This window comes from Stenotrophomonas sp. YJH_SMC_58 (genome assembly GCF_059369635.1).
Map to the genome: position 1 here is coordinate 25228 of NZ_JCAFSW010000013.1, position 23805 is coordinate 49032.

23 protein-coding genes are annotated in these 23805 nt (G+C 68.4%); 14 read left to right on the forward strand and 9 right to left on the reverse strand.

All coding sequences use genetic code 11. The features are described from left to right. Nucleotides 1-8 precede the first annotated feature (8 nt). Both AC5P68_RS15830 and AC5P68_RS15835 read left to right on the forward strand, forming a co-directional pair. Entirely contained in the window at nucleotides 9-476 is a 468-nt protein-coding gene (locus tag AC5P68_RS15830) for a flavodoxin (RefSeq protein WP_080240911.1), read from the forward strand. Then, the gene (locus AC5P68_RS15835; RefSeq protein ID WP_033833202.1) at nucleotides 448-774 is read left to right on the forward strand and encodes a thioredoxin family protein; all 327 of its coding nucleotides are present in this window, start codon (nucleotides 448-450) and stop codon (nucleotides 772-774) included. The genes AC5P68_RS15830 and AC5P68_RS15835 overlap by 29 nt, the downstream gene beginning before the upstream one ends. An 86-nt stretch (nucleotides 775-860) precedes the next feature. Here the strand turns inward: AC5P68_RS15835 and AC5P68_RS15840 are convergent, their stop codons facing one another. Continuing rightward, nucleotides 861-2192 carry an Nramp family divalent metal transporter gene (locus AC5P68_RS15840; protein WP_231522949.1) on the reverse strand — a complete coding sequence of 444 codons (1332 nt, stop codon included), beginning with the start codon at nucleotides 2190-2192 and terminating at the stop codon, nucleotides 861-863. Nucleotides 2193-2309: 117 nt separating this feature from the next. Between AC5P68_RS15840 and mntR the strand changes: the two genes are divergently transcribed. Beyond that, nucleotides 2310-2780 (forward strand): manganese-binding transcriptional regulator MntR, encoded by a 471-nt coding sequence (gene mntR / locus AC5P68_RS15845; RefSeq protein ID WP_005413716.1) that lies wholly within the window; start codon nucleotides 2310-2312, stop codon nucleotides 2778-2780. 39 nt (nucleotides 2781-2819) lie between these two features. Here mntR and AC5P68_RS15850 read toward each other — a convergent pair whose 3' ends face one another. From AC5P68_RS15850 to fabR, 3 genes are all read right to left on the reverse strand, one after another. Beyond that, nucleotides 2820-3368 carry a thioredoxin-like domain-containing protein gene (locus tag AC5P68_RS15850; RefSeq protein WP_033833199.1) on the reverse strand — a complete coding sequence of 183 codons (549 nt, stop codon included), beginning with the start codon at nucleotides 3366-3368 and terminating at the stop codon, nucleotides 2820-2822. After that, on the reverse strand, nucleotides 3358-5517 hold the full coding sequence (locus AC5P68_RS15855; protein ID WP_231522948.1) for a TonB-dependent receptor plug domain-containing protein: 2160 nt from the start codon (nucleotides 5515-5517) through the stop codon (nucleotides 3358-3360). The genes AC5P68_RS15850 and AC5P68_RS15855 overlap by 11 nt, the downstream gene beginning before the upstream one ends. Before the next feature lie 237 nt (nucleotides 5518-5754). After that, the gene (gene fabR / locus AC5P68_RS15860; protein ID WP_005409961.1) at nucleotides 5755-6411 is read right to left on the reverse strand and encodes an HTH-type transcriptional repressor FabR; all 657 of its coding nucleotides are present in this window, start codon (nucleotides 6409-6411) and stop codon (nucleotides 5755-5757) included. A 92-nt stretch (nucleotides 6412-6503) separates the two neighbouring features. On the opposite strand from fabR, the gene AC5P68_RS15865 reads away from it, so the two are divergent. Further along, nucleotides 6504-7574: a ferredoxin reductase gene (locus tag AC5P68_RS15865; protein WP_231522947.1), complete on the forward strand. Its 1071-nt coding sequence runs from the start codon at nucleotides 6504-6506 to the stop codon at nucleotides 7572-7574. Nucleotides 7575-7585: 11 nt separating this feature from the next. Continuing rightward, nucleotides 7586-8734, forward strand: coding sequence for a fatty acid desaturase family protein (locus AC5P68_RS15870; protein WP_005413710.1), 1149 nt, complete (start codon nucleotides 7586-7588; stop codon nucleotides 8732-8734). A 5-nt stretch (nucleotides 8735-8739) separates the two neighbouring features. On the opposite strand, the gene AC5P68_RS15875 is transcribed toward AC5P68_RS15870, so the two are convergent. The 5 genes from AC5P68_RS15875 to AC5P68_RS15895 form a co-directional block, all read right to left on the reverse strand. Beyond that, nucleotides 8740-9075 carry a tetratricopeptide repeat protein gene (locus tag AC5P68_RS15875; protein ID WP_005409958.1) on the reverse strand — a complete coding sequence of 112 codons (336 nt, stop codon included), beginning with the start codon at nucleotides 9073-9075 and terminating at the stop codon, nucleotides 8740-8742. Then, complete coding sequence (locus AC5P68_RS15880; protein WP_033833194.1) at nucleotides 9075-9650, reverse strand: flavin reductase family protein; 576 nt, start codon at nucleotides 9648-9650, stop codon at nucleotides 9075-9077. Before AC5P68_RS15880 ends, AC5P68_RS15875 begins: the two co-directional genes overlap by 1 nt. Continuing rightward, nucleotides 9647-10276 (reverse strand): superoxide dismutase, encoded by a 630-nt coding sequence (locus AC5P68_RS15885; protein ID WP_288418550.1) that lies wholly within the window; start codon nucleotides 10274-10276, stop codon nucleotides 9647-9649. The genes AC5P68_RS15880 and AC5P68_RS15885 overlap by 4 nt, the downstream gene beginning before the upstream one ends. A gap of 245 nt (nucleotides 10277-10521) precedes the next feature. Then, nucleotides 10522-12042, reverse strand: coding sequence for a thioredoxin family protein (locus AC5P68_RS15890; RefSeq protein ID WP_231522959.1), 1521 nt, complete (start codon nucleotides 12040-12042; stop codon nucleotides 10522-10524). Nucleotides 12043-12171: 129 nt separating this feature from the next. Then, entirely contained in the window at nucleotides 12172-12621 is a 450-nt protein-coding gene (locus AC5P68_RS15895; protein ID WP_288418547.1) for a GNAT family N-acetyltransferase, read from the reverse strand. A 66-nt stretch (nucleotides 12622-12687) separates the two neighbouring features. Here AC5P68_RS15895 and AC5P68_RS15900 point away from each other — a divergent pair, with 66 nt between their 5' ends. The 9 genes from AC5P68_RS15900 to AC5P68_RS15940 all read left to right on the forward strand — a co-directional run bounded on the left by AC5P68_RS15900 (nucleotide 12688) and on the right by AC5P68_RS15940 (nucleotide 23774). Next, nucleotides 12688-13623 carry a TIGR03571 family LLM class oxidoreductase gene (locus tag AC5P68_RS15900; RefSeq protein WP_231523041.1) on the forward strand — a complete coding sequence of 312 codons (936 nt, stop codon included), beginning with the start codon at nucleotides 12688-12690 and terminating at the stop codon, nucleotides 13621-13623. 125 nt (nucleotides 13624-13748) lie between these two features. Further along, a complete protein-coding gene (locus AC5P68_RS15905) occupies nucleotides 13749-14060 on the forward strand; it encodes a DUF3817 domain-containing protein (protein WP_231523042.1) in 312 nt (103 codons plus the stop codon). Nucleotides 14061-14213: 153 nt separating this feature from the next. Beyond that, complete coding sequence (locus AC5P68_RS15910; RefSeq protein WP_231523040.1) at nucleotides 14214-15410, forward strand: MFS transporter; 1197 nt, start codon at nucleotides 14214-14216, stop codon at nucleotides 15408-15410. Continuing rightward, entirely contained in the window at nucleotides 15407-16600 is a 1194-nt protein-coding gene (locus tag AC5P68_RS15915) for an isochorismate synthase (RefSeq protein ID WP_231523039.1), read from the forward strand. The genes AC5P68_RS15910 and AC5P68_RS15915 overlap by 4 nt, the downstream gene beginning before the upstream one ends. Then, entirely contained in the window at nucleotides 16597-18249 is a 1653-nt protein-coding gene (locus AC5P68_RS15920; protein ID WP_231523038.1) for a (2,3-dihydroxybenzoyl)adenylate synthase, read from the forward strand. Before AC5P68_RS15915 ends, AC5P68_RS15920 begins: the two co-directional genes overlap by 4 nt. Beyond that, nucleotides 18249-18881: an isochorismatase family protein gene (locus AC5P68_RS15925; protein WP_231523037.1), complete on the forward strand. Its 633-nt coding sequence runs from the start codon at nucleotides 18249-18251 to the stop codon at nucleotides 18879-18881. The genes AC5P68_RS15920 and AC5P68_RS15925 overlap by 1 nt, the downstream gene beginning before the upstream one ends. Continuing rightward, a complete protein-coding gene (locus tag AC5P68_RS15930; RefSeq protein WP_049452224.1) occupies nucleotides 18881-19138 on the forward strand; it encodes a phosphopantetheine-binding protein in 258 nt (85 codons plus the stop codon). Before AC5P68_RS15925 ends, AC5P68_RS15930 begins: the two co-directional genes overlap by 1 nt. Next, nucleotides 19135-23025: an enterobactin synthase subunit F gene (locus AC5P68_RS15935; RefSeq protein ID WP_414497963.1), complete on the forward strand. Its 3891-nt coding sequence runs from the start codon at nucleotides 19135-19137 to the stop codon at nucleotides 23023-23025. Before AC5P68_RS15930 ends, AC5P68_RS15935 begins: the two co-directional genes overlap by 4 nt. Next, the gene (locus AC5P68_RS15940; RefSeq protein ID WP_231523035.1) at nucleotides 23016-23774 is read left to right on the forward strand and encodes a 2,3-dihydro-2,3-dihydroxybenzoate dehydrogenase; all 759 of its coding nucleotides are present in this window, start codon (nucleotides 23016-23018) and stop codon (nucleotides 23772-23774) included. The genes AC5P68_RS15935 and AC5P68_RS15940 overlap by 10 nt, the downstream gene beginning before the upstream one ends. Nucleotides 23775-23805 lie beyond the last annotated feature (31 nt).

Sequence of the window (23805 nt, forward strand, 5' to 3'; positions counted from 1 at the left end):
GCATCCTGGTGGTGGTCGCCTCGTTGAGCGGCAACACCCGCGAGCTCGGCCGGCAGATCGCCGAGCGTTGCCGCGCCGCAGGTCATTCGGTTCACTGGCAGGAGGCTGACGACCTGCGCCAGGCGCCGCCGCTGGCGGCCGACGAGGCTGACCTGGTGCTGCTGGGTTGCTGGACCGACAACGCCGGCCGCACGCCGTCGGAGATGAAGGCATGGGTGGCCGGCATCGCCGAGCGCGGCGAGCGGCCGCGGCAGCTGGCGGTGTTCGGCACCGGCGAAACGCAGTGGGGGCAGGAGTACTACTGCGGCGCCGTGCACCGCCTGATCCGCTACTTCCGCAGCGACTATCCGCCGCTGGAAATCGAACAGATGCCGCATGGTCAACGCCATGCGGGGGCCATCGAGGCCTGGACCGACGCGGTCCTGGCCCACTATTGGAGCAACACCGATGCAGATCATCGACGCCACCACGCCTGAGCAGTTCCGGCAGCTGCTGGCCGAGCACCCGCGGGTGCTGGTGGATTTCCACAAGGACCAGTGCCCGGGGTGCCGGATGCTGGAGATGTCGTTGCACCGGGTGGCCAACAGCGCGGCGGGGCAGGGCACGACCCTGCTGCGCGTGCAGCTGGAAGTGCTGGGTGAGGCGTTCTTCAGGGAACTGGGACTGCGGCAGACGCCGACGCTGTCCCTGTTCCGTGATGGTAACGAACGCACGCGCCTGGCCGGGTTCCAGTCGCCGCAGCAGATCGAGGCCGCGATCGCGCTGCATCTGTAGAGCCGAGCCATGCTCGGCTGCTGTTCGTGCCGGGTGCGATGAGTCGAGCATGGCTCGACTCTTCAACGGCGCCCTGGCATTTCACGCTATGCGCCGTTGAAGGTATCCACCAGCAGCTTCACGTTCAACACCACGATCACAAGCGCGATCACCCAGGCGATCGCGCCTAGCCAGCGCGGTGCCACCAGCGCCCCCATCGTCACCTTGTCGGTCACGATCCGCACCAGCGGGATGATCGCGAACGGCAGCTGCATCGACAGCACCACCTGGCTCAGCACCAGCAGCTTTACCGCGCCCTGGTCGCCGAACAGCAGGATCACCACCACCACCGGAATGATTGCCAGTGCGCGCGTGATCAGCCGCCGCAGCCACGGCGGCAGGCGCAGGTGCAGGAAACCTTCCATCACGATCTGGCCGGCCAGAGTGGCGGTCACTGTCGAGTTCAGGCCCGACGCCAGCAGGGCCACCGCGAACAACGTCGCCGCCGCCCCCACGCCCAGCATCGGCGCCAGCAGCTGGTGGGCCTGCTCGATGTCTTCCACGTCGAAACGGCCATTGGCATGGAACACCGCCGCCGCCAGGATCAGGATGCTGGCGTTGATGAACAGTGCCAGGGTCAGCGCGAGGGTGCTGTCGGTCACCGCCCAGCGCAGCGCGCTGCGACGGCCCTCATCGGTGCGCGGGTAGGCGCGGGTCTGCACGATGGACGAATGCAGGTACAGGTTGTGTGGCATCACCGTGGCACCAATGATGCCGATCGCGATATACAGCGCGTGCGGATCGGTCACTACCTGCGCGCGCGGAATGAATCCGCCCAGCACGTCCATCACCGGCGGTGCGGCCAGCGCGATCTGCACCATGAAGCAGCCGAAGATCACCATCAGCAGCGCGATCACGAAGGCTTCCAGCGCCCGGAAGCCGCGGTTCATCAGCAGCAGTACCAGCAGCGTGTCGAGGGCGGTGATCACCGCGCCCCACAGCAGCGGCAGATCGAACAGCAGTTTCAGTGCGATCGCGGTGCCGATCACCTCGGCCAGGTCGCAGGCGATGATCGCCGCCTCGCACAGCGCCCACAGCGCCAGGTTCACCGGTTTCGGGTAGCGCGCGCGGCAGGCCTGCGCCAGGTCCACGCCGGTGGCGATGCCCAGCCGCGCCGAAAGCGCCTGCAGGATCACCGCCATCAGGTTGGAGATGAGGATGACCGACAGCAGCAGGTAGCCGAAGCGCGAACCGCCGGCGAGGTCGGTGGCCCAGTTGCCCGGGTCCATGTAGCCGACCGAGATCATGTAGCCCGGGCCGAGGAAGGCCAGCAGGCGGAACCACCAGTGACCCTTGTCGGGCACCGCCACCGAGGCGTTGAGCGCGCCCAGGCTGGCCGCAGTGGAGGCCGAAGGGTCGCGGGGTGCCAGGGTGTTCATGGGTCCGAATATAGCTCCTGCTATAGTCATTAGCAATGTGAAACAATCGTCTTTATCGCGTTACTGGTCCAGAATTCAGGTTCAACACCGGATCACCCCGGAAGGACAGGCGCAGGCGTGGGCAAGACCGACGATTCGACATCGCTGAAAAGCACCCCCTTGATCGAGGCCGAGCGCCAGGTCGAGAGCTTCCGGCAAGTGCGCGAGGCGCACCGGATGGAGCTGGTGGAGGACTATGTCGAGCTGATCTCGGACCTGCTGGCCGACGGCGGCGAGGCCCGCCAGGTCGACATCGCCACCCGCCTGGGCGTGGCCCAGCCCACCGTGGCGAAGATGCTGCGGCGCCTGGCCCGCGATGGCTGGGTGGTGCAGCGGCCGTACCGCGGCGTGTTCCTGACCCCGGAAGGCGAGGCGCTGGCCCATGCCAGCCGCCAGCGTCATCAGACCGTGGAGCGTTTCCTGCTGGCGCTGGGCGTGGACGCGGATACCGCGCGGCGCGATGCCGAGGGCATCGAGCACCATGTGAGCGAGCAGACGCTGGCGTTGTTTGAAGCGTTCGTGCGCAAGGCCGAGGGCGGGGCGCCGTAACGGTAGCGCCGGCCATGCTCGGCGGCATTTCGCGCGACCCTACAATCCAGGCGGGCAGCGTGCCTGTTCCTGCGCGCACGCCCGTTTCGTCCATTCCTTCAACACCGGCTGCAGGCCTTCATAGCGCCGGCCTTGCCAGCCATTGGCCAGCACCTGGCCGTCGGCATTGATCAGTACCAGATTCGGCGGTGCCAGCCCGGCCAATGCCTGCAGTGCCGGCATTCGCGCGGCGCGGCGCGGGTCCAGTACCGGCCACGGCATGTCCTGCGTGTACATGTAGCGGCGCAATGCAGCCTCGCTCTCATCCAGGCTGACGTACACCACTTCGGTATCGGCGCCGGCCTCGCGCAACGCGTCGCGTACGCTGCGCAAGGTGGGTACAAAGGCATGGCACGGTGCGCACCAGTCGGCGCCGAAGTACAGCGCCACCAGCCGCGGCGGCGGTGTCCACTGCATCGGCCGCAGCGAGCGCTGTTCCGGCCGCATCAGCGAGGCCGAAACCTGCGCATGCAGGTCCGTGGCCATTGCGGGTGCGCCCAGCAGCAGGGCGCTGACCAGCGACAACGTTCGCAGCAGCTCAGAACGCATAGCGCAGGTTGACGTACCACGAGCGCGCGAAACGCGGCCCGTAGACATAGTCGCTGTCGCGCAGCGCGCCCACTTCCAGATCCTTCTGGCGCTGATCGAACACGTTCTTGACGCCTGCGGCTACCGACACTTCCTGCTGCGCCTGCGCCCCCAGATGCCGGTGCCAGCGCGCCCCGAGGTCGGTGACCAGGAATGACCGCGTGCGGTGCAGCTCGCCCAGCCGGTTGTTCAGCACCGACATCGGCCCGGTATGGCGCAGCGCGACGAAGGTCTCCCACGGTTCGGCCGGCATCCAGCTGAGCTGGGCCAGGCCGGTCCAGCGCGGGGTCTTCAGGTAGTCGCGGCTTTCGATCACGGTGTCGCCACCGTCGCCGGTGTCGTCGAAGATGCGCTGCGGTTCGCGGAAGCGCGAGCGATACCACGAGGCACCGGCGGTCAGGCGCCATTGCGGTGAGGGTTGCCAGCCCAGGTTGGTTTCCGCGCCCATCACATTCGAGCCGGAAGCGTTGTAGCGCAGCTGGCTCAGCTGGCCGTCATCGCCGCGCTGGATCTCGCCCAGCGCGAAGGTATCGCGAATGCGTGCATAGGAGGCCGTAGCATCCCAGCTCCACACCGGATTGGCCGGGTCCGAACGCCAGTCGAAGCCGAACAGGGTGGTCAATGCGCGCTCTTCCTTCAGGCCATCGGTATTGCGCACGCGTACCTGTTCGCCGCCGAGCGTATCGACGTGCACGTCCTCGACGAAGATCTCCGGAGCACGGAAGCCGGTAGCGATGCCGGCGCGCCATTTCAGGTTCGGGTTAGCCTGCCAGGCCAGCGCGATGCGCGGCGAGAACACCGCGTTGTCCAGCTCCGAGCTCTTGTCCACGCGGGCGCCCAGCACCAGGTCGACGTTGTCACGCAGGCTCCATTCGTCCTGGATGAAGGCGCCCAGGTTGTGGAAGGTGGCGTCCTCGAGCACCGCAAGGCGCTGGCCGTCACCGGTGCGATTGTCGTCGCGCAGCGCCTCGTGCTTGTACTGCACGCCGAAGGCCAGCGCGTGCGCACCGAACCGCCAGTTCAACTGGCTGTCGATGTAGTGCAGCGGGTTGTGGGTGCGGCCGTACTGGCGCCACGAACGCGAGGCCGCACTGCCGGCCACGTCGGGGTCCAGCTGCAACGGGTCATAGCCGGGCGCCGAGGGATCGGTGACCACGTCGCCTAGGCCGCCATAGAAACTGTCGCGGTCGATGTCGGCGAAGGCATAGGCCAGGCGGAAATCGACGTCGGCAGTGATCTCCTGGTCCCACGACACGCTGCCGCGCCGGTATTTCGTATCCAGCGATTCGGCGATGTTGGCCAGGTATTCGGGCTGGTCCAGGCGGTTGCCGCCGCGGCGGGTTTCATCGGTCATCTGTAGGTCCAGGCGCAGCCGCGTGCCCGGCGTGGGCGCGTACCAGGCCTGCAGTCCGCCGACCTTGAGGTTCTTGCGGGTGATTTCGGTGTAGCCGTCGCCGTTGTAGTCGATGCCACTGTTCCAGTTGCGCTGGGCAATCACCGACAGACCGGCGTCTGCGTCCTTGGCAACCAGGTCCAGCCGCACGTCGGCGTTCTTCTGCGGCGTACCCTTCAGCACATCCACGCCGGCCTGTACATGGCCACCGCTGCGCGCCGGCAGCGGCGGAATCAGGTTGATCACACCGGCAACCGCGCCCGGGCCGTACAGCGCCGAGCCGCCGCCCTTGACCACTTCGATGCGGTCGACGAACCCGGCCGGGATCTGTTCCAGACCGTACACGCTGCCCAGCGTGGACAGCAGCGGAATGCCATCGAACAGGAGCTGGTTGTAGGCGCCGGGCAGGCCCAGCAGCTGTACTTCGCTGGTGTTGCAGTTCTGGCAGTTGCTTTCCACGCGCAGGCCGTTGATCAGCTCGGCGGCGCGCGAGAAGTCGGTGGCCGCGCGCAGCGCGATGTCTTCCTTGCGCAGCACTTCGGTGCGGATCGGCACGTCCGACAGCAGGCGTTCGCTGCGCGTGGCAGTGCTGACCTTGACCTGCACACGGTCCAGTTCGGTCGGTTTCGGAGTGTCGGCCAGTGCAGGCAGCGGCAGAGTCAGGGCAATGGCGGCGGCCAGCGGCAACCGACGGAAGCGGTGGGGCATGGAGCACATGAGGGCGTCGTCCTTGGGGGAAGAAAGGCGGCGAGGGCGACCTGGCTGACGCATATGAAAGCAGCGGCTCATGAAGATAGCAAGTGCTATATAAGGAAGCCTAAGCAATTACGACTGGGCGCTGGTCGAGTCAGATTATGGTTGTGTTATAACATTACATAAAACGACCGCAACCCTGCCGGTGGTCATGTCCGCAGGATGGAGTTGCCGTACAGGCGGGGAGGCGGGGTCGGATCGTCAGCCGCGGCGGAACGCGGCGGGGGTGCGGGCGCCGACGATGATCATGCGGATCATCGTGGAGATCTGCTCGACCAGTTCCGGATCCTTCTCCGGCGGCAGGTCCATGGCGGTCGCGCCCATCGCGAACACCAGCCGGGTGATGGCCTTGGCCACCAGTTCCGGGGCATGCAGTACGGCGCCATCCAGTGCGGCCAGTCGCACCAGGTCGTGCTGCAACTCTTCTTCGAAGTAGTGCAGCTCGCGTTCGACCGCGTGCTTGAAGTCGTCCGAGCCGACCGCGCCTTCGCGCAGCAGCACGTGCAGCAGCTTGTCGTCGGCGCGCAGCTGCTCCATGAAGGTCTCCACCGAGACCCGCACCACGCTGGTGGCGGTGGAGGTGGCGCGCTGGCGGGCCTCGCCGATGATGGTGCGCAGCGAGCGGCCGGCGGCATCGATCAGCGCCACGGCCAGTTCATCCATGTCGCGGAACTGCCGGTAGAAGCTGTTCGGCGCGATGCCTGCCTCACGTGCCACTTCGCGCAGGCTGAGCGTGGACAGGCTGCGGTGCGGCCCGATCAGTTTCAGGGCGGCGGCCAGCAGATCCTCGCGGCTCACCGTACGGCGGGCCGGGCTGTTGGCATCTTCGGGCGTCGACAAGGCGGTGGCGGCGGCCATGGGGGTTCCGGTGGGGCGAGGCTGAATCATACCCAATCCGGTTCAATATACACATGTATACACAGGTGTATGTGCGCCCGTATAGTTCGCTCATGAGCGCTGTCGTCCGTCCGTCCCTGTTCTCTCCGTATCGCTGGGTCTCGCCGTCGCTGTTCGATTTCTGGGCGGGCCAGCTCAATCCCCTGTGGACCCTGCGCGAGCCGGTGGCCCGCCTGGTCCGGCGTGAGCCGGCGGGCGAGGGCGTGGCGACCCTGGTCCTGCGCACCAACCGGCACTGGGCCGGCATGCGCGCTGGCCAGCACATCACCCTCGGCGTCGAGATTGAAGGACGCCTGTGGCAGCGCAGCTACAGCCCCACCGCACTGGGGCGGCGCGAGCTGGCGATCACCGTCAAGGCGATCGACGGCGGCCGGGTCAGCCAGCATCTGGTCAACCACGCGCAGCCGGGCGAACTGTTCCGCCTCGATGCCGCCTTCGGCGAGTTCCATATGCCGGCCGCGGCGCCGGTGCTGCTGCTGGCTGCCGGCAGCGGCATCACGCCGATGCGCAGCCTGTTGCGCGACGCCTGCCAGCGCCCGCTGGCAGCGCCGGTGGACCTGTTCTACTGGGAGCGCACCGCCGCCCATCTGCAGTTCCGTGATGAACTGCAGGCGCTGGCTGCAGCGCATCCGAACCTGCGCGTACACCTGCTGACCACCCGCGAGGGTGAGGTGCCGGCAGCGCGAATCGATACCCATGATCTGCAGGTGGCCGGCGATGACACGCCGCTGGCGCAGCGCCATGTGCTGGCCTGCGGCCCGGACGGCTTCGTTGCTGCCGCGCGTGAGCGCCTGGCGCACCAAGTGGCTGGCTTCCAGGCCGAAGCCTTCACCCCGCCGGCGCCGCTGCGCGATGCCAGCAGCGAAGGCGAGGTGTCGCTGACGCTTGCGCGCAGTGGTCGCCAGCTGAGCGTGCCGCGTGGCCGCTCGCTGCTGGAAAGCCTGGAAGCCCATGGCATCAAGCCCAAGCATGGTTGCCGCATGGGCATCTGCAACACCTGCACCTGTGATCGCGTCAGTGGCGCCACCCGCCATCTGCGCACCGGCGACCTGCAGTCCGAATCGGCACAGCCGGTGCGGATCTGCGTGAGCGCACCGACCACCGACCTGACTTTGGATCTCTGAGGACGCCTGCCATGACCCGCGCTACCGACCGTGCCCTGAGTACTGCCGAGATGCATGCCTTCGGTGAGGAGCTCGACGCGATCCGCGACCGTGTGATCGGCAGCCTCGGCGCCTCCGATACCCGCTACATCCGCCGGGTGGCTGCCGCCGTGCGCTGGTTCGGCGTGGGCGGCCGTGGCCTGCTGTTCCTGGCGGCATTCTCGCCGCTGTTCTGGATGCCGCTGCTGTGGCCGGCTGCGATCACCGGCACGCTGCTGCTGGCGCTGTCGAAGATCCTGGAGAACATGGAGCTGGGCCACAACGTCATGCATGGCCAGTTCGACTGGACCGGCGACCCCAAGCTCAATGGCAACACCTACGAGTGGGACATCGTTGCCACCGCCGACAACTGGCGCAAGACCCACAATTTCCGCCACCACACCTACACCAACGTGCGTGGCATGGACGATGACATCGGCTACGGCCTGCTGCGCATCTTCCCGGAACAGCGCTGGAAGCCGTTCTACCTGCTGCAGCCGATCATTGCGCCGATCTTCGCGTTGCTGTTCCAGTGGGGCGTGGCCGCGCAGGACCTGCGCCTGGGCCGTTGGCTGAAGGGCCGCATCAGCGGCCGTGCGATGTGGATGCAGACCCGCCCGGTGGCGCGGAAAATGGCCCGCCAGGTGCTGAAGGACTACGTGTTCTTCCCGCTGCTGGCCGGCCCGTTCTTCCTCACCGTGATGCTGGGCAACATGGTGGCCAACGGCCTGCGCAACATCTGGACCTACGTGATCATCTTCTGCGGCCACTTCACCGCCGAATCGGAAACCTTCCCGAAGGAATGCCTGCGCAATGAATCGCGCGGCCACTGGTACCTGCGCCAGCTGCGTGGATCGTCCAACATCAGTGGCGGCTTCCTGATCAACGTGCTGTCGGGCAACCTCAGCCACCAGATCGAGCACCATTTCTACCCGGACCTGCCGGCCAACCGCTATGCGGCCATCGCCAAGGAAGTGAAAGACATCTGCCGCCGCTACGGCCAGCACTACAACAACGGCTCGCTGCCGCGCCAGTTCGGCCAGGTGGTCTGGCGCATCCTGCGCCACGCGTTCCCGAGCAAGCCGCGCCGCCTGCCGATGTCGGACATCATGTCCGCACCGGCATCGGCCAACGCGGGCTGATCGACTCAGCCCGCTTTCGCCAGGTCCGCCTGCTCGCGGTCCAGGCGTCGCAGGAACACCTGCATTTCCTTGCGTGCCTGCTGGTCGCCCTTGCTGCCGGCCACGCTCAGGCCGCGTTGCCATGCTTCGCGCGCCGCCTGCGGCTGGCCACTGGCCAGCCAGGCCTTGCCCAGCAGCTTCCACGCCGCCGAGTACTGCGGATCAAGCACCACGCAACGGCCCAGATGGGTGGCCGCGCGCACCGGGTTGCCGGCGTCCAGCCAGCCCTTGCCCAGGCCGAAGCGCAGCAGCGCGCCGTCCTTGCCGGCGGCGAGCATGCATTCCAGAGCCTCGATGTTCATCAGCGCACCTCCACCAGCAGCTCGGCCGGGCCGGGCTGGAAGCGGCCGCGATGAAACAGCAGCGGCGCGCCGCCGTTCTCGTGCACCTCGATGATGCGGCCGGCCAGTAGCAGGTGATCGCCCACCGGCCACTGTGCGTGGCGGGTACAGGTGAGATGGGCGACCGCACCGGCGATGCGCGGTGGGGCGTCCTCGTCGTCATCCAGCAATGCCAGGCCATCGAAGCGGTTGCGCACCTGCGGATCGGCAAAGCGCCGGGCCAGCGCTTCCTGGTCGGCCGCCAGCACGCTGATCGCAAAGCGGGTGGCGCGCTGGAAGGTGGACAGGCTCTGCGCGTGCAATGCCAGGTTCCACAGCACCAGGGGCGGCTGCAATGACACCGGCACGAACGAATTGATGGTCAGGCCGATGGGCTTGCCCTGCGCATCGCGCGCGCAGACGATGGCCACGCCGGTAGGAAAGTGGCCGAGCAGCCGCCGCAGTGCGCGCGGCGGCATCTCGACCGACGGCACCGGGGCCGGGGCGGGGAAGACCCCCGCCCACGGCCCGGCGTACGGCAGTGTCTCGCCGCTCATGAGGCCCTGGCCTGGCGGTAGCGCCGGCCAACCTCGGCCCAGTTGATGATGTTGAAGAACGCACCGATGTAGTCCGGGCGACGGTTCTGGTAGTGCAGGTAGTAGGCGTGTTCCCAGACATCCAGTGCGAGGATCGGGGTGTTGCCCGACAGGCCCACGGCTGCGCCCATCAACGGGCTGTCCTGGTTGGCGCTGCTTTCCACCTGCAGGCGGCCATCGCGATCGCTGGTCAGCCAGGCCCAGCCGCTGCCGAAGCGGGTCTGAGCCGCCTTGCTGAAGGCGTCCTTGAAGGCATCGAAGCCGCCAAGATCGCGGTCGATGGCGGCGGCCAGCTCACCATCGGGTGCACCACCGTGGGGGCTGAGCACGGTCCAGAACAGGCTGTGGTTGGCGTGGCCACCGCCGTTGTTGCGGACCGCGCCACGCTGGGCCTCGGGCACGGCATCGAGGTTGGCGATCAGCGCCTCGACCGGCTGCTCGGCGATGCCAGCCTGCTCGATGGCGGCGTTGAGATTGTTGACGTAGGTCTGGTGGTGCTTGCTGTGGTGGATTTCCATCGTGCGCGCATCGAAATGCGGCTCAAGGGCGTCGTAGGCGTAGGGGAGCGGGGGAAGCGAGTACGACATCGAAGCAATCTCCGTGGGGAAGGCCAGAGGGCTGGCCGTGGGGAGACTGTTATCGCACCTCAACATTGGTTGAGGTCAAGGGGCGGGGGGAGGAAATGCGTGAAAGGGAGCAGGAGCGGCATGGTAGTGCCGGGCGCTGGCCGGCAATCAGCTAAGGTCGGGTTGCCGGCCAGCGGCCGGCACTACCAGAACCCGCTTTTCGAATCCTCACCGGCGCGGTGACGTGCCCGTCGCCAGCGTTTTCATCAACTCAACCAGTCCTTGCACGCGCCATCCACCTGATCGCCGCAGGCCTGCTGCATCCGCTGCTGCAGTCGCGCCAGTGTTTCGGCGCCCTGGTGCTTGCCGCTCCACGCCTTCAACTGCCCGGCCAGGCGCTCGAAGCGCTGGCGGGTGCGCTGGTGGTAGCCCGACGGCTGCGCTTCCAGTTCGGCGATCAGCGAGGCGGTGGCCTGCTCGATGCGTGGTGCGTCGTCCGGCGCCAGCTTCAGCAGGCCCTCCACGTACAGCACGCCCCACTGCACGCGGGTGGCCGGGCCCTGCGCGCCATCGTAGGCACGCTTCAGCCACTCCAGTGCCCCGGCGGTGTCGCCGCGCTGTTCGGCCAGCTCGGCCAGCTCGGGCATGTAGTAGTACGGCTGTTCGCTGCGCTTCAGCTCGGCCAGCAACAGCGCTTCGGCGCCCGCGTCGTCGCCGACCTCGCGCAGGGCATAAACCGCGCTGCTGATCGTGGCCTGGCGTGCATGCGCATCGGTGGCGGCGGCATCGGCAGCGGCCACGCGCTGCTTGACCCGATCAACCAGGGCCACGGGCAGTGCGCCCTTCGGCTGCTGCTGGCGGGCCAGCGATACTTCGGTCAGCGCACGCGACAACGCGTCGTCGGCGCGGTCACCGCGCTCGGCATCTGCGCGCTCCAGTGCGACCAGCAGCTGCTGCCCAAGCGTGTTGCTGGTGGCTGGGCCGGCGCTGGCCTGCTTGACCAGCGAGGCGCCCGCGTAGCCCAGCAGTTCGCGGTTGCGACGGACTTCCGCCGGTTGCGCCAGTACTGCCTGCAGCAGCTCACGTACCTCGGTAGGCGAGGCATCAGGCTTTTCAGCCGTTGCCAGGGCGAGCAGGGCGAAGCGGCGTTGCAGGGCGGCATCCGGTGCCGCCTTGGACAGCTGGCGCAGCACATCCTGGCTCTTGCGCTCGCCGGCCAGGCGGTTGGCGTCGACTTCCCAGCCGTAGTCGCCCAGCACCTGCCAGTCTTCGGCGGCCAGGCGGTCCGGCGTCGCCAGCGCGGTGGCCAAGGTGGCGGCGACGGCACTGCGGCGGCCTGCGGCAACGGTCAGTGCACGGGTCAGTTCGGCGGCGTCGTTGCCGCCGGCCACGCGGGTGATTTCGTTGCGCTGTGGGTCCAGCACGATCAGGGTCGGATAGCCGCGTACGCCGAAGCGCTCACCCCAGGCCTGCGCTCCTTCCTCGTCGCCATCCAGATAGACGGGCACGAATTTGCTGGTCAGCGCGATGAAGGCCGGGTCCTTGAACAGGCCCGCCTTGAGCTGGTTGCACGGCGGGCACCAGACCGCGCCCCAGTACAGCAGCACCGGCTTGCCGCTGTCGGCGGCTTCGGCGAAGGCATCGTCCACATCGCCCTGGCGCCAGGCGATGGCGGACGCCGGCGCGGGTGCCTCGGCGGAGTTGGCGGTGGAAACCGGGGCCGGGGTGCAGGCGCTCAGCGCCGAAGCCAGCAGCAACACGGAAAGCGCGACGCGCATCGGCAGCATCTCGAAGGGCAGGGTGACAGGCCATTGTAGGAACCGCCGGGGAGCCCGCTGATTCAGTTTGCTCATGACGGGCGTGCTGCAGGGCATGACGCCCACCGGGCATTGCCGGGCAACGCCGGGCGGATGCCTTCAGGCCGCTGCCCGCACCATCTGCTGATGCACCAACCCATTGAACTCGCCGACGTCACCGTCCAGCGCAAAGCCATAGCGCAGGTAGGTCGGTACCGCATTGAGCGAGGCGCGCACGGTAAGGACCGGCTCGCGCACCTGTGGAAGCACCGCCTCGAACAAAGCATGGCCGATGCCCTGGCCCTGGCAGGCGGGATCGACGAACAGCATCGCAAGATGCCGGCCTTCCTTCAGTTCGATCACGCCGACGACGCGACCGTCCTGCTCGGCCACCAGGATGTGGTTGTCACCGTGCAGGCGCGCGCCGAACGCTTCGGCAGCGGCGACACTGCCGAAGGTGGCGATGCCGGCCGCGCTGAGCGAAGGCGCGACCGCCGCAGTGAACGCAGCCAGGCACACCGCACTGATCGCGGGCAGGTCATCGACGTGGGCAGGGCGGATCGTCGGCATGCAGTGTTCTTCCGGTAGTGGGCGGCGCGTCATCGTTGCCGCAGGCCTGCACGCTAAGCTGGCGGCATGAGTGAGTTCAATCCTGCTTACGCTGCCTTGTTTCCGCAACAGGGCCTGAGCCTGGGCCTGATGACGCCTGTCGCCGCACATGGACTGGCCGATCCGCATGAGGCGCGGCGCATTGCGCGACTGGCCGATGATCTGGGCTTTGCCGCGTTGTGGACGCGTGATGTCCCGTTGATGGTGCCGCAGGGTCCGGACGCGACAGCAAGCGCGCTGGATGACCCGTTCCTGTGGCTGGGCATGCTGGCCGCTGCGACCGAGCGCATCGTGGTCGGCAGCGCGGCCATCGTGCTGCCATTGCGGCAGCCGCTGCAGGTGGCGAAGTCGGCCTTGAGCCTGGACCGGATCAGCGGCGGGCGCTTCGTGCTGGGCCTGGGTTCGGGTGACCGACCGGAAGAGTTCGCCGCATTCGGCGAGGATCTGGAGGGCAGGGCGGCGACCTTCCGTGCGCGTTGGACCTTGTTGCGCGCGGCGCTGTCACCGGAGGCCGATGAGCGGACCGCCGTACTGCAGGCGACGGGTGGCTTTGACGTGCTGCCGGCGCCGGCAATCCGCATCCCGATGCTGGTGGTGGGTACCGCGCGGCAGAGCCTGCAGTGGATCGCGCGCGAGGCCGAAGGCTGGGCCACCTATCATCGCGAGGAGGCCGCACAGGAAGGGCGCATCGGCCTGTGGCAGCAGGCGCTGGTGCAGCGTGGTGGGCCAGCCAAGCCGTTCGTGCAGTCGATGCTGCTGGATCTGCAGGCCGATCCGCAGGCGCCAGCCGAGCCGCTGCCGCTGGGCCTGAAGGTCGGCCGCGATGGCCTGCGTGACTACCTGCTGCGCGTGCATGCGCAGGGCGTGGCGCACGTGATGTTCAACCTGGTCGACAACGGGCGGCCGATGGACGCGGTGCTGCGTGAGATCGGGGAGCACGTTCTGCCACACACGCTCCGGTAGCTGTCCACCTCGGTGGGCACGCTCCAGCGGTCGAGCACGGCTCGACGCTACATGGGGTTCGCATCTGCGTATCATTCGTATTTGATACCCCGATGCCGGAGCCCCACGTGACCCAACGTTCCCCCATGCACCCGACCGGACGTCTGTTCGCCGCGGTCGCTTTCATCGAGGCCGTGACCTGGGCCGGCCTGCTCATCGGCATGTGGATGAAGTACGGCCCGATGGCCAACGTGGCGCTGGTGAAGGTGTTCGGGCCCCTGCACGGCTTGGCCTTCCTGGTCTATGTGACAGTCACCCTGTTTGCGGCGGTGCGCCTGCGCTGGCCGTGGTGGGCCAGTGCCCTGGCCCTCCTGGCAGCCATCCCGCCGCTGGTGACGCTGCCGCTGGAGTGGTGGTTCAAGCGCCGTGGCCTGCTCGGCCTGCGTGCAATGCGCTGAACCCGCTGTTGCATGCCCATTCAAGAGAATGGGTATCAAATGCAAATACGAGCCGTTATCATTTAAGGGTGGTGCCTGGTCCTGAGCAGGGCCGGTGCCGGGTGGGGCGCGCAGGTGCGCCCGCCCATCCTTTCCTGTTACGGCTGGTGTTCCATGCACGCACGTCCCGTCGTTCCCGGCTTGCCGGCGCTGGTGTTGGCTGCCCTGATCGGCACCATGGCGATGATGTCCTTCGTCGCCGTGATCGGCCCGGTGGTCCGCATGCTCGGCCTGTCCGAGTGGCATGCCGGCCTGTCGGTCACCGCCGCAGGCGTGTTGTGGATGCTGGCCGCGCGCCCCTGGGGCCAGCTCAGCGACCGCATTGGGCGCAAGCGCGTGCTGATCCTGGCGATGAGTGCCTATACGGCGGTCTACATCGCACTGGCGGTGTTCATCGACGTCGCCCTGCAGGCGGTGCCGCCGGTACTGGTGTCGGTGCTGGTGCTGGTCGGCGCGCGTGGCCTGATCGGCCTGTTCTACGCGGCGGTGCCTCCTACCGCAGCCGCGCTCATCGCCGACAAGGCACCGACCGGCCAACGTGCGAAGTTCCTCGCCCGCCTGGGTAGCGCCAACGCGCTGGGCATGGTGCTCGGCCCGGCCGCCGCGGGCTGGCTGGCCTATACGAACCTGTCGTTGGCGCTGTACGTGGCCGCGCTGCTGCCGTTGCTGGCACTGGCGTTGCTGGCCTGGCGGCTGCCGGCCACGCCGCCGGTGGTGGGTGTTTCCGCGCAGCGCCGCGCGCCGATGAGCCGTCTCGACGCGCGCCTGCGCCTGCCGCAGCTGGCAGCGTTCATCGCGATGGTCTCGGTGACCATCGCGCAGGTCACGGTCGGCTTCTTCGCGATTGATCGCCTGGGCCTGGATGCGGCGGCCGGTGCACGCATGGCCGGCATCGCACTTACCGCCGTTGGTGTCGGCCTGATCCTGGCGCAGGCGCTGGTGATGAAGCTGGAGGTGCATCCACGCCGTTGGATCGTCCTTGGCGCCCTGATTTCCGGCATTGGCTTTGCTTCGGTGGCGGGCGTGCAGCAGGGCTGGCAGTTGCCGGCGGCGTATGCGTTGGCCGCGTTTGGCATGGGCTTCGTATTCCCCTCGTTCCAGGCGCTGGCCGCCGATGCGGTGGAGGCGCACGAGCAGGGCGCCGCCGCCGGCACCGTCGCTGCCGCGCAGGGGCTGGGCATGGTGGCCGGGCCGATGCTCGGCACGCTGTTGTATCGCGGCGGGCCAAGCCTGCCTTACCTGCTGGTCGGTGCGCTGCTGCTGTTGCTGTGCGCGCTGGCTGCAGCGCATCGGATGAAGGAGACCCCATGAACGATTCCCTGATGCAGGGCGCGTGGCCGGAGGCTGCGCCAGCGCCACTGGACAGCACCGACGACGCGTCGCTGTTCCTGCTGCAGCATGCCGGCCAGCACGTGCATGCACGCGGCTGCCGCGCCACGCTGCCGGCCGGTGCACTGGCGACATTGGCAGAACGCGTCTCGGCGTTCTTTGCCCGGCAGCGTGGCGGCCCGGGCCTGCTGGTTGGCGCAGTGCCGTTCGAACCGCGTGCGGACGATGCGCTGTTCCAGCCCGAGCGCCTGCTGCCGGCGCTGGCACTGCAGCCGCAGGCCGCACCGCCGCTGGACGGTGCCCTGCGCGCCGAGCCTGCGCCGCAGGACTATGCGTCAGCGGTTGCCGCGGCGGTGCAGGTACTGCGCGCGCCCGAACTGAGCCTGCAGAAGGTGGTGCTGGCGCGCAGCCTGCTGGCACGCACCCGCCAGGCGCTGTCTCCGGACGTGCTGCTGGCACGCCTGGGCGCGGATCCGTCGGTGGCGACCTACGCGGTGCCGTTGCCGGTGGAGCTGGGCCAGGCACCGGCCTGGCTGGTGGGGGCGACGCCGGAACTGCTGCTGCGCAAGCGCGGCGCCGAGCTGTTGTCGCATCCGCTGGCCGGTTCCGCGCGGCGCAGCGCCGATGCCGCCGAGGACGAGCGTGCGGCGCAGGCGCTGCTGGCCTCGGCCAAGGACCACGACGAGCACCGCCACGTGGTCGAAGCCATCGTCGAGGGCCTGGCACCGTACTGCAGCCACATCGATGCGCAGCCGCGCCCGGTGCTGCATGCCACCGCCAGCATGTGGCACCTGGGCACCCGCATCCACGCCACCCTGAAGGATCCGCAGGCGTCTGCCGCCGAACTGCTGGCGCAGCTGCACCCCACGCCGGCAGTCTGCGGTACGCCACGGTTGGCGGCGCTGCAGCGCATCCGCGAGCTGGAACCGGTGCCGCGCGGCTTCTACGCCGGTGCCGTGGGCTGGTTGGACGCGCAGGGTGACGGCGACTGGTACGTGGCGATCCGCTGCGCGTGCCTGCAGGGCACGCAGCTGCGCCTGTATGCCGGTGCCGGCATCGTCGCCGAGTCACACCCCGAGGCCGAGGTGGCCGAAACCGCAGCGAAGTTCGCTGCCCTGTTGAACGCGCTGGGTGTCCATGAATCCGCGCCCGCCATCGAGCCTGCCGCATGAGTACCTCCACTGACTCTTCCCGCCTGCCGCTGCAGCAGGTGTGGCCCGATACGCTGGTGGCGCGCTATCGCGAAGCCGGTCACTGGCGTGGCGAGACCTTCCCGGGTTTCCTGCGCGAGCGTGCAGAACGCTATGCCGATGACATCGCGGTGGTCGCCGGCGACGTACGCCTGAGCTATGCGCAGCTGTGGCATGAGGCAGGCCGCATCGGTGCCGGCCTGCTGGCGCTCGGCCTGCAGCCTGGCGAACGGGTGCTGGTGCAGCTGGGCAATACCGCCGCGTTCATCACCACGGTCTGCGGCCTGTTCCGCGCCGGCCTGGTGCCGGTGTATGCGTTGCCGGCGCACCGCATCACCGAGCTGGTCCACTTCGCCAGCAAGGCGGAAGCCAGTGCCTACATCACCACCACGCTGCACGATGGCTTCGATCATCGCGGGTTGGCAAGGGCGCTGCAGGCCGAAGTGCCAGCGGTTTGCCATGTGGTGATCGACGGCGATGCGGCGGAGTTCATCGCGCTGGAGGCACTGCAGGGCGATCGCAGCCAGCTGCCGTCCGATCCGGACCCGCAGTCGGTGGCGTTCCTGCAGATTTCCGGAGGCAGCACCGGGCTGTCCAAGCTGATTCCGCGCACCCACGACGACTACATCTACTCGTTCCGCGCCAGCAATGACCTCTGCGGCATCGACCGCGACAGCGTCTATCTGGTCGCGCTGCCGGCCGCGCACAATTTCCCGATGAGTTCGCCGGGCTTCTTCGGCGCACTGTATGCCGGCGCCCGCGTGGTGCTCAGTCCCGGCCCCGGTCCGGATGCGGCCTTCCCGCTGATCGCCCGCGAGCAGGTGACCTGCTGTGGGCTGGTGCCGCCGCTGGCGTTGCTGTGGGCACAGGCCGCCGCCACCAGCAAGCATGACCTGTCCAGCCTGCAGGTACTGCAGGTAGGCGGCGCCAAACTGGTGCCGGAAGCCGCACGGCGGGTGATCGATGGCCTTGGCTGCACGCTGCAGCAGGTGTTCGGCATGGCCGAAGGCCTGGTCAACTACACGCGGCTGGATGACCCGGAGGAGCTGATCGTGGCCTGCCAGGGCCGGCCGATCAGTCCGGATGATGAAGTGCGCGTGGTCGATGACCATGACCAGCCGGTGGCCGAAGGCGAGGTGGGGCATCTGCTCACCCGTGGGCCGTACACCATCCGCGGCTACCACAACGACGCGGTGGCCAATGCGCGCTCGTTCACCGATGACGGCTTCTATCGTACCGGTGACCGTGTGCAGCAGCTGCCCGGAGGCTACCTGGTGGTGCAGGGCCGCGCCGGTGACCACATCAACCGTGCCGGCGAGAAGATCTCCGCCGAAGAGATCGAAGATCACCTGCTGGCCCACCCCGGTGTGTTCGATGCGGCCGTGGTCTCCATTCCCGACGAGTACCTGGGCGAGCGCAGCTGTGCCTTCGTGATTCCGCAGGGCGAACCGTTCAAGGCGCCGGCGCTGAAGTCCTGGATGCGCGGGCGCGGCCTGGCGGCGTTCAAGGTGCCCGACCAGGTCGTGTTCGTCGACAGTTTCGATACCACCGCGGTCGGCAAGATCAGCCGCCGCGAACTGCGCGCGCAGTTGCGTGCGCGTCATCTGCAACAGACAGGAGGAACGCGCTGATGGCGCTGCCCCGTATCACCGATTACCCCTTGCCGACCGCCGCCGAACTGCCGCAGGCACGCGGCCCGTGGCGCCCGCAGCGCGATCGTGTCGCCTTGCTGGTGCACGACATGCAGCGCTACTTCCTGGCCGCATTCGACGCCGGCAATGCACCGCTGCGGCCGGCCGTGGACAACATCGCACGCCTGCTGGCGTATTGCCGCGCGCGCGGTATTCCGGTGTTCTACACCGCCCAGCATGGCGACCAGGATCGCCGTGACCGTGGCCTGCAGGCCGACCTGTGGGGACCGGGCATGCGCCGCAGCGCCGACCATGAACCGATCATCGACGCGCTGGCACCGCAGCCGGGCGAGCACGTGCTGGTCAAGCACCGTTACAGCGCGTTCCAGCGCAGCAACCTGGAGACGCTGATGCGGGTGCGTGGCCGCGACCAGTTGCTGGTGACCGGCGTGTACGCCCATATCGGCTGCACCGCGACCGTGGTCGAAGCGTTCCAGCGTGATATCGAGGCCTTCATTGCCGCCGATGCCGTGGCGGACTTCTCGCGCGCCGATCACGATCAGGCGCTGCATTGGATCGCACGCACCTGTGGCGTGCCGATGACCACCGACCAGTTGCTGGAGGTGCTGTGATGGCTGCCACCGCTGAGGTGCTGGATCTGGAGCGGATGCGCGCCGACGTGGCACGCATTCTGGAATGTACGCCGGCCGAGATCGGTGACGACGACAACCTGATCGACCTGGACCTGGACTCGATGCGCATGCTCGGCCTGGTCCTGGCCTGGGGCAACACCGGCCTGCCGATTGAGTTCTCGCAGTTGGCCGAGCACACCACGCTGCGCCAGTGGTGGAACGTGGTGCAGACGCTGCAGGCCGCGCAGAACGCATGAACGCCGCTGCGCTGGCCACGCCGGTGGCATTGACCGAGGCCCAGACCGGACTGTGGTTTGCACAGCGGCTGGCGCCGGACAATCCGTCATTCAATACCGCGCACGCGGTGTGGATCGATGGCCCGCTGGACGTGACCGCGTTCGTCACAGCGGCAGACCAGGCTGCGGGCGAAGCCCAGGCCTTTGCGCTGCGCTTTGCCGAAGGGGCCGATGGCCAGCCGCTGCAGTGGTACGACCCGGCACATGTGCCGCTGCTTTCGGTGCGTGATGTGTCCGTCGAGGCTGATCCAGCCGCTGCGGCACGCAGCCTGATGCACGCCGACCGGCTGAGCCCGGTCGACCCCGCCCGCGACCGGATCAGCCAACAGGTGCTGCTTGAGCTGGGCGGGCAGCGCTGGGTCTGGTACCTGCGGGTGCATCATCTGGCGGCCGATGGCTATGGCATGGCGCTGTTCACCGATCGCGTGTGCGCGTTGTACGCCGGCCGCATGGGTGAGCCACTGCCGGGGCTGGCGGGCGTGCTGGCCGATGATGCCGCTTATCGTGCCGATCCGCGCCGCGCGCTGGCCGGGCAGTGGTGGCGTGAGCACATGCAGGGCGCACCGGCAGGCGTGGGCCTGGCCGGCACGCTCGCGGCCAGTGACGACGCGCTGCGCTGGGTGCAGCCGCTCGATGCGGCCTTCCGTGAGCAGCTGCTGCAGGCCTCGGTGCGTTGGCTGCAGCCCTGGCCGGATGTGCTGGCCGCGTTGTCGGCCGAGTACCTGCGGCGGATGAGCGCGGCCGATGAAGTGGTGCTGGGCGTGCCCTACATGGGGCGGCTCGGCAACGCGTCGGCGCGGGTGCCGGCGATGGTGATGAATGTGTTGCCGCTGCGCGTAGCGGCCGGCGAGGGCAGCGTCGAGGCCTTCACCCGCGGCCTGGGCCGGAAGCTCAGCCAGGGGCGCAAGCACGGCCGTTACCGCGGTGAGCAGCTGCGCCGGGACCTGGGCCTGGTCGGCGCGCAGCAGCGCCTGCACGGTCCGCTGGTGAATGTGCAGCCGTTCTACAACGCGCTGGCGCTGCCCGGCGTGCAGGCGACGCCGGAGGTGCTGTGCACCGGGCCGGTGGATGACCTGACGCTGGGCTTCCGTGGCGATGGCCAGGCGCTGCTGGATCTGGAAATCGAGGCCAATCCCGCGCTGTACAGTCGCGAGGATGTCGAGGCGCACGCGGCGCGGCTGCTGCATTTCGTATCGGCGGCGCTGCAGGCTGACGATATCGCAGCCGTGCCCCTGGCGACGCCCGAGGAGGCGCAGCAGGTGCTGCAGGAATTCAATGCCACCGCGCACGCGCTGCCGGAGACGACCCTGGTCGAGCTGCTGCAGCAGGGCATGGATCGGGACCCACACGCGCCTGCGCTGGTGTTCGGCGACGCTGCTTTGGATTACGCAACGCTGGAAGCGCGCAGTTTCGCGCTGGCGGCGCAGCTGCGGGCGATGGATGTCGGCCCGGGCAGCGTGGTGGCGGTGGCATTGCCGCGCTCGCTGGAGCTGGTGATCGCGCTGGTCGCGGTGCTGCGCGCAGGCGCGGCCTATCTTCCGCTGGACCTTGCCCATCCCGATGAGCGGCTGGCGCGTATTCTCGCCTCGGCACAGCCTGTGTGCGTACTGGCTGTGGCCGAGGATTCGGCGCGCATGGCCGGCGTACCGGTGCTCGCGCCGGAGCAGTGGACCGCGCTGAGCTTCGCCGCGCCATGGGCCGATCCGGCGCCCAGCGATGCGGCGTATGTGATCTATACCTCCGGTTCGACCGGCGAGCCGAAGGGCGTGGTCATCGAACATCGTGCCATCGTCAACCGCCTGCTGTGGATGCGCGAGCACTACAGCATCCGTGCCGACGACCGCGTGCTGCAGAAGACCCCGGCCACCTTCGATGTCTCGGCCTGGGAATTCTTCCTGCCGCTGCTGTGTGGAGCCACGCTGGTCGTCGCCGGGCCGGACGGGCATCGCGATCCCACTGAACTGGCGCGGCTGATCCGCGAGCATGGCATCACCACGGCGCATTTCGTGCCATCGATGTTGGATGCCTTCCTCGCTGCACCGGCCTCCGAAGAGCTGCAGCTGCGACGGGTGTTCACCAGTGGCGAGGCGCTGGATGCTTCGTCCCGCGACCGCTTCCACGCGCGTGTGCACGCCGAGCTGCACAACCTGTATGGCCCGACCGAAGCTGCGGTGGACGTCAGCTACTGGCCGGCGTCGGCGCAGGATCGTTCGCGGCCGGTGCCGATCGGGTTCCCGGTCTGGAACACCCGCCTGTACGTGCTGGACGCCCGGATGCAGCCGGTGCCGGTGGGCGTGGCCGGTGACCTGTACCTGGGTGGTGTGCAACTGGCACGCGGCTATCTCGGTCGCGATGACCTGACTACCGAGCGCTTCCTTGCCGATCCTTTCCTGCCGGGCGAGCGTATCTACCGCACCGGCGACGTGGCACGCTGGCGGCGCGATGGTGCGGTCGAGTACCTGGGCCGCAGCGACCACCAGGTGAAACTGCGCGGCCTGCGTATCGAGCTGGGCGAGATCGAGGCGGCACTGCGCGAGCTGCCTGGCATGGAGCGGGTGGAAGTGCTGCTGCGCCAGGACGCGCCCGGCGATGCTCGGTTGGTGGCCTATGTGCCAGCGGCGCTTGCCGATGCCGTAACGCTGCGCAGCCACCTGGCCACGCGTGTGCCGGACTACATGGTGCCCTCGGCGTTTGTCGGCGTGGACCACTGGCCGGTGACCGCCAACGGCAAGCTCGATCGCAACGCCTTGCCGAAACCACCACAGCATGAGGTCGCTGGATTGGCACCGCGCACGCCGTTGGAACAGGAACTGGCGTTGCTGTTCGCACAGGCGCTTGGGCGTGAGGCGCCGGTGGCAGTGGATGCAGATTTCTTCAGTCTCGGCGGTGATTCGCTGTCGGCGGTGCACCTGCTGCTGGCGATCGAGCAGCGCTGGCGCTGCGATCTGGGTCTGGGTGCCTTGTTTGCCCAGCCCACCGTGGCCGCGCTGGCAGTTCGCATTGCCGAGCCGCCCGCGCTGGCCGATCACGCACTGGGGCCAGTGATCGCGCTGGCCGCGACCGACGTTGCCGGGCCCACGCCGCTGTTCGTGCTGCACCCGGCCGGGGGCATCGCCTGGAACTACCGCACCCTGGCCCGGGCACTGCAGCCGGCACGCCCGGTGTATGGCCTGCAGTCGCCGGCCCTGGACGCGCGGCTGCCGCTGCCAAGCAGCATCGAGGCGATGGCTAACGACTACGTTCAGCGCGTGGTCGCATTGCAGCCGAAGGGGCCGGTGCATCTGCTGGGCTGGTCGGTGGGTGGCATCCTCGCCCAAGCGATGGCGGTGCGCCTGCATGAGATCGGCCGCGACGTCGGCGAGCTGGTGCTGCTGGACGCTTATCCCAGCGAGTGCTGGCGGGCCGAGCCGGAACCCGATGCCATCGCTGCATTGCGGGCACTGCTGGCGATTGCCGGTCATGACCCGGATGCGCATCCGGAACTGGACAGCCGTGATCGCATTCTCGCGTTCCTGCGACGTGGTGGCAGTACACTCGGCAGCTTGCCGGATGTGGTGCTCGATGGCGTGGTGCGCGCGGTGACCGGCACCAATCGATTGATCCGCGAACACATCCACCAACCGTTCGACGGCACGCTGGTGCACGTCCGCGCGGGCCGGGATCACCAGGCGCGACCACAGCTGCAGTCGGCGTTGTGGCGGACCCACGCGCGCAAGGTGCAGGCCCTGGAACTGCCGTTCCTGCACGCCGAGCTGACCGGCCGCGATGCGGTGGCGCAGCTGGCGCCGTGGTTGTCGGCGCGACTGCGCCAATGGGACGAGCAACAGGAGATCGCAACATGCAGCTGACCGGTTTTGAAGGCCGTGTAGCGTTGGTGACCGGTGCCGCCGGCGGCATCGGCGAGGCACTGGTACGGCTGTTGGCCGAGGCCGGCTGCACGGTGGTGGCGACCGATCGTGAGGCGCCACACGTGGCCGATACGCGGGTCAGGTCGTTCGCACTCGACGTGACCGACAGCGCAGCGGTGGACGCCCTGGTGGATCAGGTCGAATCCAGCATCGGGCCGATCACGCTGGCGGCTAGCGTGGCCGGCGTGCTGCACGTGGGCAGCGTCGCCGAGACCGGCGACGCCGACTGGCGCCGAGTGTTCGCGGTCAACGCCGATGGCGTATTCCACGTTGGGCGTGCCTTGGCGCGGGTGATGTCGCCGCGCCAGCGGGGCGCGATCGTCACCGTCAGTTCGAATGCCGCCGGCGTGCCGCGGCACGGCATGGCCGCCTATGCCGCGTCCAAGGCCGCCGCCACGATGTTCACCCGCTGCCTCGGGCTGGAGCTGGCGCCGCTGGGCATCCGCTGCAACATCGTCGCCCCGGGGTCCACGTTGACCCCGATGCAGACCGGCATGTGGCAGGACGCGCACGGTGCCGAGCGGGTGATCGCCGGCAGCCTGGAGACGTACAAGGCCGGCATCCCGCTGCGCAAGCTGGCCACCCCCGAGGACATCGCGCACTCGGTGATGTTCCTGCTCTCCGAACAGGCCGGGCATGTGGCGATGAGCGACCTGTACGTGGACGGCGGCGCCACCCTGCGCGGCTGAGCCCCGACCGCCGCCTGCGGGCAATGGTAGT